The organism is Paenibacillus sp. PAMC21692 (assembly GCF_014303795.1).
Lineage (GTDB): Bacteria > Bacillota > Bacilli > Paenibacillales > Paenibacillaceae > Pristimantibacillus > Pristimantibacillus agaridevorans.
This window is the reverse complement of the sequence record NZ_CP060293.1, coordinates 6754151-6773867: the sequence shown is the minus strand read 5'-3', so window position 1 is coordinate 6773867 and position 19717 is coordinate 6754151. Positions and strand designations below refer to the sequence as shown.

The 19717-nt window shown below is 54.9% G+C and carries 13 protein-coding genes and 1 pseudogene; 13 read left to right on the top strand and 1 reads right to left on the bottom strand.

All coding sequences use genetic code 11. From position 1 onward, the window contains the following. Positions 1-4 precede the first annotated feature (4 nt). The 12 genes and pseudogenes from H7F31_RS27585 to H7F31_RS27530 all read left to right on the top strand — a co-directional run bounded on the left by H7F31_RS27585 (position 5) and on the right by H7F31_RS27530 (position 16373). Positions 5-994, top strand: coding sequence for a carbohydrate ABC transporter permease (locus H7F31_RS27585; protein WP_187101402.1), 990 nt, complete (start codon positions 5-7; stop codon positions 992-994). A gap of 52 nt (positions 995-1046) precedes the next feature. Then, complete coding sequence (locus H7F31_RS27580) at positions 1047-2945, top strand: ABC transporter ATP-binding protein (RefSeq protein WP_187101401.1); 1899 nt, start codon at positions 1047-1049, stop codon at positions 2943-2945. After that, on the top strand, positions 2929-4773 hold the full coding sequence (locus tag H7F31_RS27575; protein WP_187101400.1) for an ABC transporter ATP-binding protein: 1845 nt from the start codon (positions 2929-2931) through the stop codon (positions 4771-4773). The genes H7F31_RS27580 and H7F31_RS27575 overlap by 17 nt, the downstream gene beginning before the upstream one ends. A 157-nt stretch (positions 4774-4930) precedes the next feature. Continuing rightward, positions 4931-5125: pseudogene (locus H7F31_RS27570) on the top strand (GNAT family N-acetyltransferase); the annotation flags it as partial. Between the two features lie 63 nt (positions 5126-5188). Then, entirely contained in the window at positions 5189-6073 is an 885-nt protein-coding gene (locus H7F31_RS27565; RefSeq protein WP_187101399.1) for a dihydrodipicolinate synthase family protein, read from the top strand. A 78-nt stretch (positions 6074-6151) separates the two neighbouring features. Beyond that, positions 6152-6820: a PadR family transcriptional regulator gene (locus H7F31_RS27560; RefSeq protein ID WP_187101398.1), complete on the top strand. Its 669-nt coding sequence runs from the start codon at positions 6152-6154 to the stop codon at positions 6818-6820. Beyond that, entirely contained in the window at positions 6817-8685 is a 1869-nt protein-coding gene (locus H7F31_RS27555; protein ID WP_261800156.1) for an ABC transporter ATP-binding protein, read from the top strand. The genes H7F31_RS27560 and H7F31_RS27555 overlap by 4 nt, the downstream gene beginning before the upstream one ends. A gap of 374 nt (positions 8686-9059) precedes the next feature. Next, the gene (locus tag H7F31_RS27550; protein ID WP_187101397.1) at positions 9060-10013 is read left to right on the top strand and encodes an AEC family transporter; all 954 of its coding nucleotides are present in this window, start codon (positions 9060-9062) and stop codon (positions 10011-10013) included. A gap of 866 nt (positions 10014-10879) precedes the next feature. After that, the gene (locus H7F31_RS27545; protein WP_397373188.1) at positions 10880-11500 is read left to right on the top strand and encodes an ABC transporter ATP-binding protein; all 621 of its coding nucleotides are present in this window, start codon (positions 10880-10882) and stop codon (positions 11498-11500) included. Further along, positions 11484-12521: an efflux RND transporter periplasmic adaptor subunit gene (locus H7F31_RS27540; protein ID WP_187101396.1), complete on the top strand. Its 1038-nt coding sequence runs from the start codon at positions 11484-11486 to the stop codon at positions 12519-12521. Before H7F31_RS27545 ends, H7F31_RS27540 begins: the two co-directional genes overlap by 17 nt. Before the next feature lie 75 nt (positions 12522-12596). After that, complete coding sequence (locus H7F31_RS27535) at positions 12597-15476, top strand: ABC transporter permease (RefSeq protein ID WP_261800155.1); 2880 nt, start codon at positions 12597-12599, stop codon at positions 15474-15476. 3 nt (positions 15477-15479) lie between these two features. Next, the gene (locus H7F31_RS27530; protein ID WP_187101395.1) at positions 15480-16373 is read left to right on the top strand and encodes an ABC transporter ATP-binding protein; all 894 of its coding nucleotides are present in this window, start codon (positions 15480-15482) and stop codon (positions 16371-16373) included. A gap of 43 nt (positions 16374-16416) precedes the next feature. On the opposite strand, the gene H7F31_RS27525 is transcribed toward H7F31_RS27530, so the two are convergent. Further along, positions 16417-17232 (bottom strand): AraC family transcriptional regulator, encoded by an 816-nt coding sequence (locus tag H7F31_RS27525; protein ID WP_187101394.1) that lies wholly within the window; start codon positions 17230-17232, stop codon positions 16417-16419. A gap of 118 nt (positions 17233-17350) precedes the next feature. Between H7F31_RS27525 and H7F31_RS27520 the strand changes: the two genes are divergently transcribed. Further along, on the top strand, positions 17351-19597 hold the full coding sequence (locus H7F31_RS27520) for an FAD-dependent oxidoreductase (RefSeq protein WP_187101393.1): 2247 nt from the start codon (positions 17351-17353) through the stop codon (positions 19595-19597). The last annotated feature ends 120 nt before the right edge of the window (positions 19598-19717 follow it).

The following is a 19717-nucleotide window of genomic DNA, read 5'->3' as shown; positions in this document are numbered from 1 at the left end:
CATTATGGCCAAGCTGTCGCTTGAAAGTATACCGTGGATCAAGACAAGGCGCAGGTCCTCTCCAGCCGGGTTTGGCAGAAAGGGGATTCTCGCCGGGCTGAAGTTTAAGCTGCTAGGCAGGGAGGCGGACAAAGGACTGCTGTTTCGCCTTCTTATGTACCTGCTGCTGATCGACGTGGCTTTTATTTATTTGAAGCCCGTCTTCTATATGGTCACCACGATGATTAAGGGAGCACCGGATTTGCTGGACCCCGCCGTCATCTGGGTGCCAACGGGCGTGTACGGGGGACATCTGTCGGAAGCGATAGAAATGCTGGACTATGCGAAGAGTTTTGGCGTAAGCTTAACCGTATCGACGTTGTCCGCAGTGCTGCAAGTATTCTCGTGCGCCGTAGCCGGCTACGCGTTCGCGCGTCTTGATTTTCCGTTCAAAAAGTTCTGGTTCGCCGCGCTGTTGTTCACGTTCATTATGCCGCCGCAGGTGACGATCCTGCCGTCCATCCTGTTGTTCAAGGAGCTGGGCTGGATCAACACGTTCTGGCCGCTTATCGTGCCGGCGTTATTCGGACACGGGCTTAAGGGCGCATTGTTCGTTTTGATTTTCCGCCAGTTTTTCTCCACGCTGCCGAAGGAGATGGAGGAGGCGGCCCGCATCGACGGAGCCGGCGCGCTCCGCATCTTCTTTCGGGTCATGCTTCCCATTTCGCGTTCGGCGATCATCGTCGTTTTTTTGTTTTCGTTCGTATGGGCGTGGAACGATGCCTACTTCCCATCCATGTACATGTTCGGCGCATCCGATGTTCCGCTGTCCGTCGGTTTATCCAAGCTAAATGCCCAATTGGCGATGGAAGCGCAGGAGGGAGGGCTCAGAGCTTTCCTTGAACCAGTCAAAATGGGAGCGGCGTTCCTCATCATTCTGCCGCTGCTCGTGCTGTATGCATTCACTCAGCGGTGGTTCGTGGAGGGCGTGGAGCGAACGGGGCTGGTAGAATAATTTTTTAGGGCGTGTATGCATGCACGCCCTTGAGACGGGAAGTGAACAGAGGTTGGATTCACAACGCATTTTGGCCGATTTTTTCCGTAAAACCTGGTTGTATTACGTCTTGTCCATCAGTCTCCATCTGATTGCCAGCATCGTGCATGTCAATTTCCCGCGCGTACTGGGGAATTTCACCGACGAGTTGAAGGAAGGAGTCTTGACTCTGGATTCTGTCATCCAGTACAGCTGGATTCTGCTCGCGATCGGGGCGGGGTACGCGATTATCGGAGGCTTCGCGCAATATCTGGTCATGTACACGGGCCGATTCTTCGAATTCATGAACCGCCGCAAGCTGTTTATTCATTTCGCGGGGCTTAGCGAACGGTTCTACTCCCGCAACGGTGTCGGGAAGCTGCTCAGCTACTTCATGAACGACGTCACGGCCGTGAGGGAGTCGATCTCCATGGGCGTCAATCAGACGGCAGGGGCGTCGATGCTTCTTATCTCGACCGTCGTTATGCTGCTTTTGACGGATGTTCCGCTTTATCTGGTCGCGGCCAGCATCTTCCCCCTGCTTCTCATCCCGGTCGTGGTGGCCTGGTTCGGACCCATGATCAAAAAACGTTCGATGGGTGTGCAGGAAGCGCTCGGGGCGATGACGGAATCGGCGGAGGAGCAATTCGGCGGCATACGCGTGACGAAGAAGTTTGCGGTCGAGGAAGTGATGGGGGCGCGGTTCGGGGTGACGGTGGACCGCATTCGGAGCAGGCAGCTCAGCCTGGTGCGCGTCTCCTCCTTCTTCCAGTCGCTTGTCCCTTTCCTCGGGGCGACGTCGCTGATCATCGCGTTGGCGTTCGGCGGGTACCTGACGATCAATGGGACGATAACCCTTGGCGGTTTCGTCGCCCTTACGCTGTATATCCGCATGCTGATGAACCCGCTGCAGCAGATCGGCAATGTTATCAACGTCGTGCAGCGGGCCCGCGCTTCGCTGGAGCGGCTTAACAATCTGCTGTCGCAGAGGCCGGACATCACCGAGGACGACGAGGCGCTGGGGCTGGATTCTTCCAGTGCGGGCATCGAGGTAAGGGGGCTGACCTTCGCTTACGGAGAGCCCGAGACGACTGTCGAAGGTGAGAGGGACATGAAGGCGGACAGTGTCTCGGGTACCGGTGACAAGAAGGGCCGGAGTGCCGTGGTGGCGGATAGCAATCGGAAGTTCGGCCCGGGCGGCAATGACTTGAGCGGCGAATTGGCTTCGCGGGAGGTGTTGCGCGACATTAACCTGAGCGTGGCTCCTGGCACCACTCTAGGCATCATTGGCAGAACCGGCAGCGGTAAGACGACGCTCATGAAGCTGTTGCTCCGCACCTATGATCCGCCTCCGGGCACGATATGGATCGGCGGGGAGGACGTTCGCCGTCTCAGTCTCAAGAGTTTGCGGGAAGGCATTGCCTATGTGCCGCAGGACGGCTTCCTGTTCAGCTCTACCATTCGGGAGAATATCGCGTTCTACAAGCGCGACTCGGAGCTGGCCGAAGTGGAGCGGGCGGCGAAGCTTGCGCGGGTCTATGACAATATTATCGAGTTCCCCGAGAAGTTCGAGACCCGGCTCGGCGAGCGCGGCGTCACGTTGTCCGGCGGACAGCGCCAGCGTACCAGCCTGGCCCGGGGGATCATTAAGGACGCGCCGATTCTCGTATTGGACGATAGCGTCAGCGCGGTGGACGCCGTGACCGAGACCGAGATCATGGAGACGATCCGCGAGATTCGCCGGGGCAAGACGACGATCGTCATCGCCCACCGGATCAGCGCTCTGAAGCATGCGGACGCCATTGTCGTCATGGACGGAGGCGCAATCGTGGAGCGCGGCACCCATGAGGAATTGCTCGCCAGGAACGGCTTGTACCGGACGCTGCACGACATACAGGAAGAGGGGACGATGCGGAATGGCGCAGGCCATTAACAATTGGCAGATGGACCAGAAGGCCGATCTGTCCGCGCCTCAGGTCAAGCCGAAGTACATCTCGACGTTCAAGGCGTTATCCGGTTATATCAAAGAACATCGGCTGACGTTCGCGGGATTTATCGTCTGTACGCTTATCGCCATTACGGCGGAGCTGCTTCAGCCATACTTGGTCAAGGTCGCGATCGACGATAATTTGATGTCGGGAAGGAACGATTACAAGGGGCTGCTGCTTGTTTGCGGCATTTATATGGGGTTGTCGATATTAAGCCTGATTTTCTCTTATTTGCAAAATAACCTGCTCCAGAAGGCCGGCCAAAGCATCGTCGCCAGCATACGGAAGCGGTTGTTCGCGCATATCGGGAAGCTGTCGATGTCCTACTTCGACCGCGTCCCGAGCGGCAGCCTTATTACCCACGTATCCAGCGATACGGAGGCGATCAACCAATTCTTTAACCAGGTCGTGCTGAGCTTGTTCCGCGACGGATTGACGTTGTTGTTCATTTTGGTGCTCATGTTCCAGCTCGACCCGCAGCTGACGCTGTATTGCCTCATTCTCGTTCCGATTATAGCGGGCATCGCGGTCGCCTTTCGTTCCTTCATGCGCGAAACGTACCAGATGGCCCGAACCCGGCTGTCCCGGCTTGTAGCTTTCGTGGCGGAGAACTTGTCCGGGATGAACCTGATCCAGGTCTTTCATCAGCAGGAGGAGCAGAAGCGGCAGTTCCGGGAGCGGAACGATTCCTATTTCCGCGCGAACGTAAGGGAAATCCGGACCAATGTCGTATTCAACCGCACGTTCGAGATCTTGAACAACATCGCGATCGCCTTCGTCGTCTGGCTCGGAGGCCGGGCCGTGCTCGGTCAGGAGCTGGAGTTTGGCGTGTTGTATGCTTTCATCACGTACATTCGCATGTTCTTCCAGCCGATCAATACGATTACGCAGCAATGGAATACGCTGCAGTCCGCCACGGTGGCGATCAATCGGGTCTGGAGCATCTTCGCCATTAAGCCGGAAGTAGACGATAAGGCGGAGACCGTTCCCTTTAAGAGGGAAGAGATAAAAGGGAGAATCGATTTCAACGGGGTCACGTTCGCATATGGCGACGGAGCTCCCGTTATCAAGGGCCTCGATCTTCATGTGAGCGCAGGAGAACTTGTCGGCATTGTCGGCACGACCGGCGCGGGCAAAAGCTCGCTGATCAGTCTGTTATGCCGATTCTATGACGTGAGCGCGGGGAGCGTCCTCATTGACGGCCACGACGTGAGGGAGATGCCGCAGCGGGATCTTCATCGAATCGTCGGGCTTGTGCAGCAGGAGCCTTACCTGTATTCGGGCACCGTGCTCGACAATGTGCGTTTGTTCGATCCCGGCATATCCCGCGAAGAGGTCATCGAGGCTTGCGAATTTATCGGAGCGGGCGAGATCATCGGGCGGATGAAGGATGGCTACGACACGCGGCTGTCCGAACGCGGCAGCGGGTTGTCCGCCGGGGAGAGGCAGTTGATCTCCTTCGCGCGGATCATCGTGTTCAAGCCGAAAATTCTGATTCTCGACGAAGCGACCGCCAATCTCGATTCCCATACCGAGCAGCTGATTCAGAATGCCCTGAATCTGGTTGCCGTCGGCCGCACGACGCTTGTCATCGCCCACAGACTGTCGACGATTATGGGGGCGGACCGCATTCTGGTCATGAGCAAGGGCGAGATCGTAGAGCAGGGGACGCATCAAGAGCTTCTGGACGCGGCCGGCTATTACGAGGAGCTTTATCGTCATTCCCAGGGGGAGCATGACGCTGCCGCGAAGGAGAGCGTTCAATCAAGGTAGAAGGGTAAGAAACGGAACTTGCGGAGGTCCTCGCCAGAGGGCCTCCGTTCCATTTTGGAGACCGTTAAAGTAGTTATTGAATCGTGCATCGAATTTGTAAGTATCGGCTATGCAAGCCAGTAACTCTGTATCACATGGCATGTAGCCTTTATAATAAGAGAACATGCTGGATAAGGCGATAGAAACCGCAATCGAACGTTACAAAAAGAAAATCTGGTTAGGTGTTTGGGAAGTAAATGAAAATGCAATTGCTTTTTATAAGAAAATGGGGTTTGTTCAATCAGGAAGCCACTCTTTCTTTATGGGCGATGAAGAACAATTAGATTTTATAATGACTAAAACACTCAACTAACTTTTTTCCATATTAGTATTCTACTGTCTTGATTTACGAGGTAAAAAAGGGAGGGTGATTATTATGTTTACCGGGTTATCTGCATTTCCTTTAACGCCTATGAATGAAACAGGAATAGATGAAGCGGCTTTTACTCGTCTTTTAAAACGTCTAACCTCGGCAAAAGTAGATTCGATCGGAGTATTAGGCTCGACTGGCAGCTATGTTTATCTCAGTCGCGAAGAACGTTTACGTGTTACTCGACTTGCGGTCGAATATTCCGAAGGAATCCCTATCGTTATTGGAATTAGCGCTTTGCGAACCCGCGATGTACTCCAATTAGCGGAAGACGCTCAAAAGGCAGGAGCGAGCGGCGTGCTTCTTGCTCCGGTTTCCTATCAGCAATTAACCGATATTGAGGTGTATTCGCTATATGAAATGGTATCGAAATCACTGTCTGTGCCGTTGTGTGTGTACGATAATCCAACTACTACTCACTTTCGGTTCAGTGATGAACTTCATGGTAAAATAGCAAGTTTACAACAAGTCCGTTCAATCAAGATACCTGGAGTTCCCAATGAATTAGATAAGGCTAAGGACAGAGTGAAACAATTACGTACCCTTCTTCCAAGGGATGTAACAATTGGTGTTAGCGGAGATCCTTTTGGTGCGATGGGCCTTAATGCCGGATGTGATGCTTGGTACTCTGTTCTTGGTGGTTTGTATCCCGATATATGCTTAGGAATTACACGAGCGGCTCTAGCTGGGTTATCCGAGTATGCAGACAATCAATCTAAACGACTTGAACCACTGTGGCAGATGTTTCAAAAGTATGGAAGTCTGCGCGTAGTTGCAACAATAGCAGGAATGCAGGGACTAACCGACACTCCCAATCTTCCATTGCCACTGCAAGGATTAGACGAGGTTGCCCGTCAAGAATTGAAAAATATTTTATCTATTTTGAAATAAGAAATTTCATTGCCATAATACGATATATCGTATAGAATTTTAAATAATACGATATATCGCATTGGAGGTGTTCGCGATATGGGCGAGCATTGGCAACCGGAGGAACGATTGTTTCTCCATCTGGGCAACGAACGCGACACGAGCGGTTCCGGCAGGCGCTACTTCACCAGAGGCGGCGTGAAATATGCGCTGTTGGAGCTGCTTACGCAAGAGAATATGCACGGCTATCAAATGATGAAGGCGCTTGAAGATCAGTCCGGCGGCACGTATAAGCCCAGCGCGGGTTCCATCTATCCGACGCTGCAGATGCTGCGTGATCAAGGCTTGATCGATCCTTTCAAAAAGGATGGCAAACGCGTTTTTCAAATTACGGAAGAAGGCAGAAGCTACTTACAAGAGGAGCTGAGCCGCGCCGAAACGTCCGAAGCCGGCGCATCGGGAGAATGGGAGACCAGGGAGAGAGAACGAGAGGGACAGGAAGAGGAGAGCGAATCGCAGGAGCCGGGCGGTGTGCGACGCAATCGCAGGCTGACGCCTGCCGGCAAGGAGCTGATCCATTTGCTTAAAGCGGCGGAGCGGGCGGCGCTTGCTGACGCGGCCCTTGCAACGCGGCTTCGCGAGACGCTCGCGGCATTGAGGAGCGAACTGCGGGGGATTACGGGGGAGACGGATTCCGAGATCGTGGGAGCAGTTGTTGAATCTGTAAGCGATGAGGCGGGAAGAGATCCCGGGGAGGTAGCGGAATGAGCGGCAATGCCAATCCGACAGGCGCCTACCGTCCCGGCAGAGGTATGGGCATGGGCAGGTTCGGCACCGGCGAGAAGGCGAAGCCCGCCAGCATCTATGGCATGTTCGCCCGGATCTATTCGCATGCGCGTCAGGAGTGGCGCGCGATTGCTTTGGCCGTCGTATGCGTCATCGGCGTGTCGCTTCTGGAATTTATCGTTCCGCAGCTTACGAGGTATACGATCGATCAGGTTATCCCCGGCAAGCAGTACGACAAGCTGTTCTACATCGGAGCAGGCGTGCTCGGCTCCGCTCTGGCGCTTGGCTTGTTGCGGTACTTGAGCACGTCGCTAATGGCGACCATAGGGCAGACGGTGCTTTACAAATTCCGCAACGATCTTTATCGCCATATGCAGAATCTGGACATTGCTTTTTTCGACCGCAACCGAACCGGGGATCTGATGTCGAGGGTCACGAACGACGTTGGCATCCTTCAGCAGCTTATCTCCTCGAGCATGATGCAGCTATTTACCGATTTTTTCACTTTTACGGCGATCGCCGTCTATATGCTGTGGATCGATTGGCGGCTGACGCTGCTGCTGCTCGCGACGTTCCCGCTTATGATTATGACGACGCGCCTGTTCGGCAGGCGGATGCGGTCATCGTTCCGCAAGGTGCAGGAGTCGGTGGCGGACGTCAGCGATCATCTTCAGAATTCGTTGACCGGCATTCGGCTGATCAAATCTTTTACGAAGGAGGAATACGAGTCCGAACGGTTCTCCGAAAGGACGCGCATCAATATGGACGCCAACATCCAGGTTGTCCGATTGAGGGCCGCTTACGAGCCGATCATCGACTTTCTTAACTTCGTCGGCCTGGCTATCGTTCTCGTGTTCGGAGCTTGGCTGGCGATGCGGGGCGATATGTCCGTCGGCACGATCGTGGCGTTTATCGCGTATTTGCGGCTGCTGCAGAATCCGATTCGCCACTTCAGCCGCATTATTAATTCGGTTCAACAATCCGCAGCCGCCTACGAACGCATCATGGAAGTGATGAACACGAAAGCGGATATCGTGGAGAAGGCGGATGCGGTTGTGCTTCCGCCGGTACGCGGACATATCGTTTTCCGCGATGTGGATTTTATTTATTCGGGAGATGCGAAGGTGCTGAGCGGCTTCAATCTGGAGCTGGAAGCGGGACGCATTACGGCTCTGGTCGGTTCGTCAGGCTCCGGCAAAACGACGATCGCGCATCTGATTCCGCGTTTCTACGATCCGAGGTCGGGCGACATCACTATAGACGGCCACTCCTTGAAGGATGTTAAGCTGGATTCGTTAAGAGAACAGATTGGCATCGTGTCTCAGGACATCGTCTTGTTCAACGGAACAATCGGCGAAAATATCCGTTACGGCAACGCGAACGCCTCGGATGAGGAGGTTATCGCGGCTGCGAGAGCCGCGAATGCGGATACATTTATCAGCGCGTTCCCGGACGGCTACGATACGGGAATAGGAGAGCGCGGAGTCAAGCTGTCGGGGGGACAGAAGCAGCGTATCTCCATTGCGAGAGCCATTCTGAAAAATCCGCGCATTATTATCCTCGACGAAGCGACGGCATCGCTGGATTCGGAATCGGAGCAGCATATTCAGGATGCGCTCGCCGTTCTGCTGAAGGGCCGCACTTGTCTCGTCATCGCCCATCGACTGTCGACCATCCAGCAGGCCGACCGCATTTACGTGCTGGAGCAAGGCCGCATTCTCGAGAGCGGATCGCATGAAGAGTTGCTTCGCAGGCAAGGACGATATAGCCGACTGTACGAGTTGCAATTCCCGCAAGCGGAGGCAGGAGCCGGTGCTGGCTACGAGACTGGGGCAAGTCTGGAGTAGAGCGTTGCCGCGGATCAGAAGGCGGGTTCTGTCCGGGGGAGGAAGGTAGACGTAGAGCTAGCTTTATGAGGACGAGCATCGAATATTGAACGCAGCAAATCTGTCAGACTATGTTTGGCAAGGAAAGGGAATGCAGAGCATGAGCGGCCAGGATGTTTTTTTCGCAAGCGAATTTGGCCAAAAGTATAGTCAGGAGTCGTTTATGCTGGTAGACTTTATTGGGGATCTTCCGTCGTAGAGGGAGGAAGGCTCGCGGGGAAGGGTTTGCCTCGAAGTTGGAGGGGAACTAAGGCCGATAGCGGCAATTGCACGGCTGGCCCATTCATCACGCTGACATGCTTAGCGCATCACCGACTTGGAAAGAAGAGATCATCATGACGGTTTTTATGCACATTCTAACGAATAACGTACTTCCGATGGGCGTGATGATCGGACTCGGCATCGTGCTGATGCGGGCATTCAAGCTCGATATCAAGACGCTGTCCAAGCTGAACTTTTATCTGTTTTCACCCGCGCTCATGTTTAACTTGCTGTACAATCAGAAACTAGAGTTATCGCTAATCGGCAAAGTGTTCCTGTTTCTGTTGATCTTCATGTTCGCGCAGTATGCCATCGTCGAGATCGTTATTCGCGTAAAGGGCTACAAGGCAAGCATGAGAAGCGCCATGAAGAACAGCGTGCTTTTCTACAACAGCGCGAACTACGGTATACCGCTTAATCAATTGGCGTTCGGCGGGTTAAGTCACACGCTGGCGGTTCAAATAATCGTCATGGTCGTCCAGTCGCTCATACCGAATACATGGGGCATCTACAATGTGAACGCGCACAAGGCGGATATGAAGCAAGTATGGCGAACCATTCTGTCCATGCCGGTCATCTATGTAATTCCGGGTGCGTTGGCGCTCAGATGGCTAAACGTTCCGATTCCGGATGCACTGCAAATGCCGGTAACCTACTTGGCGGACGCGTTTTTCGGAACGGCGCTCATTACGCTCGGCGTTCAGCTGGGAAGCATGGAGTGGCGCATCAAGCGGACGCTTGCCGTCGACGTCTCCATAGCTGTCGTGTTACGGCTGGTGGCGGGTCCGCTGCTTGCCTGGGGCATCATAACGCTATGGAACACCGTTGGAATTATGCCGCTCGACAAACTTACGGCTGCCGCGCTTATCGTTTCGTCGGCGGTGCCAACGTCGCTGAGCAGCGTGCTGCTCGCGGTGGAATTCGACAACGAGAAGGAGTTTGCCTCGCAAGCGGTATTTTTATCGACGTTGCTCAGCATTCTCACGATTACGGTCGTCATTTTCTTCTTAAACATTCAAATTCCATAGATAAGTAGAGGGCATTTCCGGTTCTGTCTGGCCGGAGATGCTTTTTCTATTGAGAAAGGGGCACTGAACTTCGAGCAATTCCGGGCTTCAAGTCGCTGACATCGACTTAACTCCCTCTGTCGGCATATTTTCCGAACTATTAGCCGCTCGCACCCGATCTAATTTCCGCCAGTAGCACGTTTTCCGAGCTTTAAGTCGCTGTCACCGATCTAATTCCCACCAGTTGCACATTTTCCGAGTTATAAGTCGTTGACATCGACTTAATTCCCTCTGTCGGCACATTTTTCGAGCTTTAAGTCGCTGCCACAGTTCTAATTCCCACCAGTAGCACGTTTTCCGAGCTTTAAGTCGCTGCCACAGTTCTAATTCCCACCAGTAGCACGTTTTCCGAGCTTTAAGTCGCTGCCACCGATCTAATTCCCACCAGTAGCACATTTTCCGAGTTATAAGTCGCTGTCACCGATCTAATTCCCACCAGTAGCACATTTTCCAAGCTTTAAGTCGCTGACATCGATCTAATTCTCACCAGTAGCACATTTTCCGAGCTTTAAGTCGCTCGCACCGATCTAATCCTTCCCGGCAGCACGTTTTCAGAGTTATTAGTCGTTGTCACCGATCTAATTCTCACCAGTAGCATATTTTCCGGGCTTTAAGTCGCTGCCACCGATCAAGTCTTTACCATCGATAAATTACACACCATTTCTGAAGTTTTTGATATTGTGTAAGTCCCAGCACGGATATAAAATGGAAAAAGATGATAATGCAACATAGGATTGGAGGGGGCACCGATAGAGAGCGTACCCGCGGTATCCGATATTGTAATTGGAAGCGGTATCACGAAGTCGTTCGGGCGCGGATCAGCGGCCGTGCAAGTGTTGAAAGGAGTCGACATCGCCATCCCTTCGGGGGCGCTGATCGCCTTCAAGGGGCGCTCCGGCTCCGGCAAGACGACGCTCATTAATCTGCTTAGCGCGCTAGACCGGCCCGATAGCGGTCAAGTGTTGTTCGAGGGTCATGACCTGACGGGGATGTCGGACAAGGAGCGGGACGGCGTCCGTAGAACGCGGATGGGGCTTATTTTTCAGTCGTTCGCCCTTATCCCATTAATGTCTGCCTATGAAAATGTTGAGTTCGTGCTGCGAGTGTCCGGGTATCCGGCTCAGGAGCGAAAGTCGGCGGCAGAGGGAGCTTTGGAGCAGGTTGGGCTCAAGAGCCGCATGTCCCATCGACCGTTCGAGATGTCGGGGGGCGAGCAGCAGCGAACGGCGATCGCGAGGGCGATTGCCCACAAGCCGAGGCTTTTGCTGGCGGATGAGCCGACGGCGGAGCTGGACAGCCGGACGGGGCTGCAAATTATGAAAATTTTTCGCGATTTGGTTGAGACGGCGGGAATGACGATCATCATGACGACGCATGACCCCGCCATTATGGAGATCGTAGACCGCGTGTACGAATTGGAGGATGGTGTCATTGTCGTTTCGAGCTAAACGTAAAAGCAAAATCGTCGTCCTGACGGCTGCGATGGCTGCGGCATTGTCGCTTGCAGGCTGTTCGCTGCTGCCTGCCGAAGAGGCGCCGCTCAAGCCTCCGCTCGTCAAGCCGCCGCAGGAAAACTACCGGACCGTCGAGGTTGTAAAGGGTAGAATTACGCAGGAAATTCGCGGGAACGGCACGCTGGAGTCCTTTTTCACCGATTCGGTACAATTCAAGGCTGGAGGCGGCGTAGTCAAGGAAGTGCTTGTCAAGGCAGGTGACATCGTCAAGAATGGCGACCCGCTCATACGGCTGGATACCGGCAATATGGACATTGAGCTAAAGCAGATGGAGCTGAATCTGGTTCGCTCCGGTCAAGCGCTAAAGTCGGCCAAGGATGCAGGTGACAAGGACGGGATTCGAGTTGCCCAGCTTCAGTACGATATCGACAAGCTGAGACACGAGAGGCTGGCTGCAGCGCTTACTGGCAAGCTGCTGACTGCCGAGATGGATGGTCAAGTGACATATGTAGCCGAGCTTAAGGAGGGAGATGCCGTCCGCGAATTCGAGACGCTGGTCGTCGTAGCGGATCCCGGCAAGCTGCGCATCGCCTTCCAGACGGACGGTTCGCCGGACGTCAGCCTCGTCAACGTCGGCTCCAAGGCGGAGCTGACGTTCGCGGGCAATGTTCTGCTGGAGGGCAAAGTGACTCAGACGCCGTCGTCGGCTCCGTATTCGGACGACCCGATCACTAAGGATCGCAACGCCAAGATGATTTTCGTCGAACTCGAGAAGCTGCCTGATGATGCGGAAATCGGCACTCGCGCGGATGTAAAGGTGCTGCTGCAGGAACGCAGCGACGTTATCATTATTCCGCGCAGCGGTCTTCGCAGCTATCTGGGACGCACGTTCGTGCGGATTTTGGAGGAAGGCGACAAGATCCGCGAGGTTGACGTAGAGACGGGAATTAAAGGATCGACGGATATCGAAATTACGAAAGGGCTGGAGGAAGGCATGCAGATCGTGCTACCGTAGCGCGAGCTGCGGCAGCATGCGGATCGCCGCGAATATCGGCGAATTCGTATTGCCGGACGCCTTGGTGACTTGTCTATGGCATTATTCGTCATGATTATACGCAAGATGGTGCAGAACAAGTGGCTGCTCGGCAGCCTGTTCATGGGCATCCTGATCTCCGTGGCGCTCGTCAGCAGCATGCCGATCTACTCCGAGGCCGTACTGTCCCGCATGTTGGTCAAGGATCTGGAAAAATTGCAGACCAACTCGGGACAGTATCCGGGGACGCACTACTCCAATGTATTTGCTACGAAGGAGACTCCGGAGCAGATTAACAATAAGTACGATAGAATCGACGGTTACGTGCGCACGACGGGCGCAAGCTCGTTCGGGCTGCCCGTGCAGGAGCTTGTGGGGAGTTTCCAATCCATGTCGCTCCGCATGAAGCGAGCGGATGATCCCAATCCACTCTCCGATGACAACCAGCAATGGGTGACCATCAAGTCATACGAGGGGCTGGAGGAGCATGTGACGCTTAAGGACGGTAGACTGCCCTCGAAGATGCCGGTCGACGGTGTCTACGAGGTGCTTCTGACAGAAAACGGACTTAGCCACTACAAGACAGTGCTGGACAAAGTATTCGTCATCGAAGACAAGAAAGCGGCGGCCAACATTCAACTGAAGCCGGTTGGCGTTATCCGGAAGACGGAGGATGACGATCCTTACTTCCGCTACGGTAATCTGAGCGACATGAACAGCGCCTTCCTCATGCCGTTCGAGACGGGGGAGCGCCTGCTGCTGCGCGAGGGACAATTGCCTTTAAGCGCGGCTGGATGGTATATCGTCATGGACTATACGAAAATGGAGCTGCAGACGGTTGAGCCGTTTGTAACGGCGCACGAATCCATGAGAACAGAGATCATGAAGGGCTTCGCGTTGTACCAGATGGGCTCGGAGACGCGTGCGCTGAATACGATCAGCGTTTATCTAGAGAGGGCGGAGCAGCTGCGTACGCTTATGTGGGCGCTGAACGTGCCGATTCTGCTCATGTTGGCTTTCTATATGTTCATGGTGTCCAATCTGATCGCCGGAAGGCAAAAAAACGAGATTGCCGTACTCCGCAGCCGCGGCGCCTCGAGATGGCAAGTGATCGGTGCTTATTTGACCGAGGGGCTGCTGTTATGCGGCGCGGCATTCGGTCTTGGACCGCTGCTAGGCGCGGTGTTAACGGAAATGTTGGGCGCTTCGAACGGTTTTCTGGCCTTTGTGCAAAGGGTTGGTCTGCCCGTTCGGATTACGGAAGAGGCATATCGGTTTGCCGCGATGGCAGCCGCCTCTTGTCTCGTCATCGTCATCATTCCGATCGTGCTAGCGACGCGAGTCAGCATCGTCAATCATAAACAACAATCCGCAAGGCTGACGGGCAGCCCGCTATGGCACAAAATGTTTCTGGACGTCATTACGTTGGGACTGGCGATCTATGGCTTGTACACTTTCCGCAAGCGGCAGGAGGATCTGCAGACGCTTGGGCTGAGCGCAAAGGATCTGGCGATCGACCCGTTGCAATTTATCGTGCCGGCGCTTTTCATTATGGGGGCTGGTTTGCTTCTGCTAAGACTGTATCCATGGATTCTTAAAGGGATCTACTGGATCGGCAAGAAGTGGTGGCCGCCGTCGTTATACGCGACGCTCATCCAGGTTGGACGCTCCAGCAGCCAGTATCAATTCCTTATGATTTTCCTGATTATGACGATTGCGACTGGAGTATTCAGCGCTTCCGCGGCCCGGACGATCAACTCCAATACGGAAGACCGGATTCGTTACGGCAACGGCGCCGACATGGTGCTGAGCGTCAATTGGGTAAACGATGCGCCCCCGCCGGAAGGCCCGGGCGGGCCTCCGGGCGGCGCCCCCGCAACGCCGCCGGCCCAGATCCATTACTTGGAGCCGGCGTTCGAGCCGTTTCGCGAGCTCCCCGGCGTGGAGCATGCGGCCAAGGTATTTACGAAAAAGGATGCGGGCTTTTACGCCAACGAAGTGTCCGGCACGGCAACGCTTATCGGCATCGATACCGACGAATTCGGAATGACGACCTGGTTCCGCGACGGTTTGCTGGATTATACGCTAAATGATTATTTGAATCTGATCGCCCCGGATACGAGCTCCGTCCTGATCTCCCGCACGCTTGCCGAACAGAAGGACATCCAGCCCGGCGACACGATCTGGATTGGCTGGCAGGAGGTTTCCCAGCAGCCTTTCAAGGTATACGGCGTCATTGATTATTTCCCGACATTTAATCCCAACCCGCCGCTAGGTTCCGTCAACGTCAGCGACAAGGCAGCCGACAACGCTCCTATGCTGATCGTTGGGCATCTGCCGCGCATCCAGGTGCAGCTGGCGCTGGAGCCATACGATGTGTGGCTCAAGCTTCTCGAAGATGTATCGACATCGGAGGTTTATGAGGGAATCGAGGAGGGCGGACTGTCGGTCTCCCGTATTGTCAATACGCGGGAAGATTTGGTCCAGGCCAAAAACGATCCATTCCTGCTCGCGCTAAACGGCGTGCTTACGCTTGGTTTCGTCCTGGCGATTCTGGTCAGTTTCGTAGGTTTCCTGCTCTATTGGGTGTTGTCGCTGAGGGGCCGAACGTTGCAAAACGGCATTCTGCGAGCTATCGGTTTATCGGTCCGGAACCTGATTTCCATGTTGGCTGTAGAGCAGCTCCTCACATCGGGCGTGGCCGTGCTTCTCGGCGTTCTCGTGGGCAATCTGGCGAGCAGGTTGTATGTGCCTAACTTCCAGATCGCTTTCAATCCCGGCAGTCTGGTGCCGCCGTTCATGGTCAAGTTCGAAACTGCGGACTATATCCGCATCTATATACTTGTAGGACTCATGCTGCTGATCGGGCTGGGCATTCTCGCGTATATGCTGTCGCGCTTGCGCGTGCATCAAGCGCTTAAGCTGGGGGAGGACTAATCGATGATCCATTGCGAAGGACTTGTGAAAATATACAAAACAGCCGATCTCGAGGTATTCGCCCTGCAAGGTCTCGATCTCCGCATCGAATCTGGGGAGCTGATGGCCATTATCGGCAACAGCGGAAGCGGCAAATCGACGCTGCTCAATATGCTGGGCGGACTCGATCGGCCGACGGCGGGCAAGCTGACCGTCGACGGCAAGGATATGCTCAAGTTCACCGAACGCGATCTTGTGCGCTACAAGCGGGAGAGCGTCGGCTTCGTCTGGCAAAATAATGCCCGCAACCTCATTCCGTATCTCACCGCGCTCGAAAATGTAGAGCTCCCCATCCTGTTAACGGGACGGCGCAGACGGTGGAGAGCGAAGGAACTGCTCGAGGCCGTAGGACTGAGCCACCGCGAGAAGAACAAGCTGTATCAGCTCTCCGGAGGGGAGCAGCAGCGGGTCGCTATTGCCATCGCGCTCGCGAATCATCCCAAGCTGCTTTTGGCCGACGAACCGACGGGCTCCGTCGATTCCAAGATGTCGAATCAGATTTTGGACCTGTTCCGCGAGCTTAATCGTTCCATCGGCATTACGATCGTTATCGTCACGCATGATCCGGAGCTGGCTAAGAAAGTGGACCGCGTCGCGGCGATACGCGATGGCAAGATTTCTTCGGAGATGCTGCGCAGGCGCTCCTACGTCGAAGAAATGGCGGAGCTGGCGCTGGAGCAAGCGGCCGAAGAGGAGTCGCATGTGGAATATGCGATACTGGACAAAGCCGGCAGGCTTCAGGTGCCGGCTGGTTACCTGGAATCCATCGGCGTAAAAAACACCAACAAAGTTCGCGTCGAATTAAGCGAAGGGCGCATCATGCTTTTGCCTCCCGAAGGCGAAGAAGAGGAGAACTAAAAAAATCCGAGTTGGGCTGCGAGAACAGATGAAAATAAAAGAACTACAACAAAATCGGCCTGGCCTTCAGCGACTCCTTCCGGTATTCGGAAGGGGTTGTCTGCGTTTGTTTCCGGAATATCCGGCTCAAGTAGAAGCCGTTCTCGTAGCCGCAACGCTCGGCGATGGCGTCGAGCGTCAGATTCGTCTCGGCGAGCAGCTTTTTCGCGATTCGCATCCGGATATCGGTTGCGAATTGAAGCGGGTTGAGACCGTATGCAGCGCGAAAGCGGCGCGTGAATTGAACGGGCGTCAATCCGAGCTCGGCGGCCAGCTCTTTTAAAGCGAAAGGGCTGTTCGACTGCTCCCGGATTCGCTCCGACGCCCGGCTCATGAGCGGGTCGGCGGTTTGCCGCAGAAGTCCGGTCGACGTTTCGTGGACGGAGGCGTACAGATGTAGCCAGAGCTCATTTATCCAATGTTGCCTTAGCGTCTGGGCATAGGCGGGATGGATGGCATGGATGCCGGCTCGAAGCTGGTTCAGCGTATCCCTGAGGCGCGGCGTTTCTTCCGGACGATAACGGCCCGACGGCAATGGAGGCTCGGATTGCACTTCGTACGAAGGCTCTAACGCGAATGTAATAAAGTGAAAGTCGAGCGTTGTCAGCGCTTCGCGTTGAAAAGGCGTGTTCGGAGCACACAGAATCCAGTCTCCTCCGGAAGCTACGCCGCTTGATTCGCCTACAAGATAACGGAAAGAGCCATGTTCGACAAGAAACAGCGCCCAATCCTCGTACGTATCGACGTCCAGAAGAAATTGGCTTTTGGATTTCCAGAAGGTATGCTCGCTTAGCGCCGGCATGCGGAATGAGGATGTCAAGGCATGATCCTCCTATCTCGAAATTTTGGATATTCATTATGAAATAAAGTCTATTTTATACGTGTCGATCTTAGTATAACATGAAATTAAGGATACGCAGAAATGGAGGGTGCAAGAGATGAGAACAGAAACGAAAACATATGATATTACGGTAGTCGGCGGCGGGCTTGCCGGAATATGCGCGGCGATCGCGGCAGCCAGGCTGGGGCAGCGAGTAGCGCTCGTACAGAATAGACCGGTTCTAGGGGGCAATTCCAGCAGCGAGGTGCGCGTATGGGTATGCGGCGCCACGGGGCATGGCGTCAACCGATATGCCCGCGAGAGCGGAATTATGGGCGAGCTGTTCGTGGAGAATCAGTATCGTAATCCGGAAGGCAATCCTTATCTTTGGGACGCGCTGCTGCTGGAGAAGGTGAAAGCGGAACCAACGCTTGACTTGTATTTGAACACGGATGTTCATGAGGTTGACGCCGAGGCGATTGCGGGCGGAGGGGAAAATCGGATCATTAAGTCCGTTACCGGCTGGATGGCGGGATCCGAACGTCGCATTACGTTCATAAGCCCTATGTTCCTGGATTGTACGGGCGACGGCTTGCTTGGCTTCCTGGCGGGCGCGGCGTTCCGAATCGGACGAGAGGCGCATGCGGAATTCGGCGAAGCATGGGCGCCGGAGCAAGGGGACAATATTACGCTGGGCAGCACGATACTTTTTTACACCAAGGATACGGGACGACCGGTTCGGTATTTGGCCCCTTCTTTTGCCAAAGACATTACTCAGACTTCCATTCCGCTAAAACGCGTCATCCGCAGCGGCGATTCCGGATGCCATTACTGGTGGATCGAGTGGGGCGGAGAGAAGGACACGGTCCACGACAACGAAGAGATCCGGGACGAGCTGTGGGCGGTTATTTACGGCATCTGGGATTACATTAAAAATTCGGGCAAGTTCGAAGCCGAGACGCTTACGCTGGAATGGGTCGGGGCATTGCCGGGCAAACGGGAGTACCGACGTTTCGAGGGCGATTACATTTTGAACCAGAACGACGTGGTAGCGCAGCTTCCGTTCGAGGACAGAGTCGCGTTCGGCGGCTGGTCGATCGACTTGCATCCGCCCCAAGGCATGTACGCGGAGAGCAAAGGGTCGAAACACTTCCATATGGACGGCATCTACCATATTCCGTTCCGCTCGCTCTATTCGCGCAACGTGACGAACATGATGATGGCGGGCAGGAACATCAGCGCATCCCATATCGCGTTCGGCACGACGCGGGTCATGGCGACCTGCGCCGTCATCGGCGAAGCGGCGGGAACGGGCGCGGCGCTGGCCGCAAGTCAAGGCGTAGCGCCGCGAGAGCTTGCCTGGAGCGCGGTGCAGCAGCAATTATTGAAGCAGGATGCCTCCATCATTGGTCTTCGCAACGAGGATTCCCTTGATCGTGCCCGCAATGCCGCCGTGCGTGCTTCCGACACTTTGCGGCGAATCGCTGTTGAGCGTCCGTCAACGGCGTATCCGCTCCAGTCTCAGGTCGGCATGTTGTTCCCGGTCGAGCCGGCGCTAGAAGGGTTCTCGCTGCTGCTGGACGCATCCGCGAACACAAGCTTGACGGTGGAGCTGTGGGGAACCGGACGCCTCGAGAATTACATTCCCGCCGAGCGGATCGATGTTATAGAAGTGGCGCTAGAAGCAGGAGAGGCTCAATGGGTGGACATCCCGCTGTCATGGCGACCGTCGCAGCCGGAAAATGCGTTTGTTATTGTCCGCGAGAACGACTTCGTAAGTCTGCGATTATCCGAGGAGCCCTTATTCGGAGTGCTGGGCTTCGAATATAAGCAGCAAGCGATGAAGGATTTCGACACGGACGAGAAGCTCCAGCCGATCGTCGAATGGCGTATGGGCGGCATCGTCAGACAGCCGTTCTGCATCAGGTTAAACGCCGAAACCTCTGCTTACGGGGCGGAGAAGGCGACGGACGGCTACGTCAGACCGTACGGCGGTCCGCATCTTTGGTCGTCGGACATCATCACGGACGGCCGTCAGCCATGGCTGGAGCTGAGCTGGTCGGAGCCGGTCGGCGCTGTCGAGGTGCATCTCACTTTTAACGACGATGTGAACGAGGATTTGATCAATCTGCATCACCATACGACGCCTTTCGAGACCATGCCGGAGCTCGTCAAGGACTATCGCATCGAAGCCTGGGTTGATGGCGACTGGCAAGTGCTGCATAGGGAGACCGACAACCGCCGCCGCAAGCGCGTCCACGTCTTGCCTGAGACGGTTGCAACGGATAAGCTGAGGGTCGTGGCGGAGTCGACCAACGGCTGTCCGTATGCCCAGATCGTCGAAATCCGCGTCTACGAAGGATGACGGTTGCGTAGCGACTTTTGGAGCTGTAACCCGAAAAAATCGGGTTACGAGTCGCCGCGTAGCGACTTTCGGAGCTGTAGCCCGAAAAAGTCGGGTTACAGGTCGCAGCGTAGCAACTTT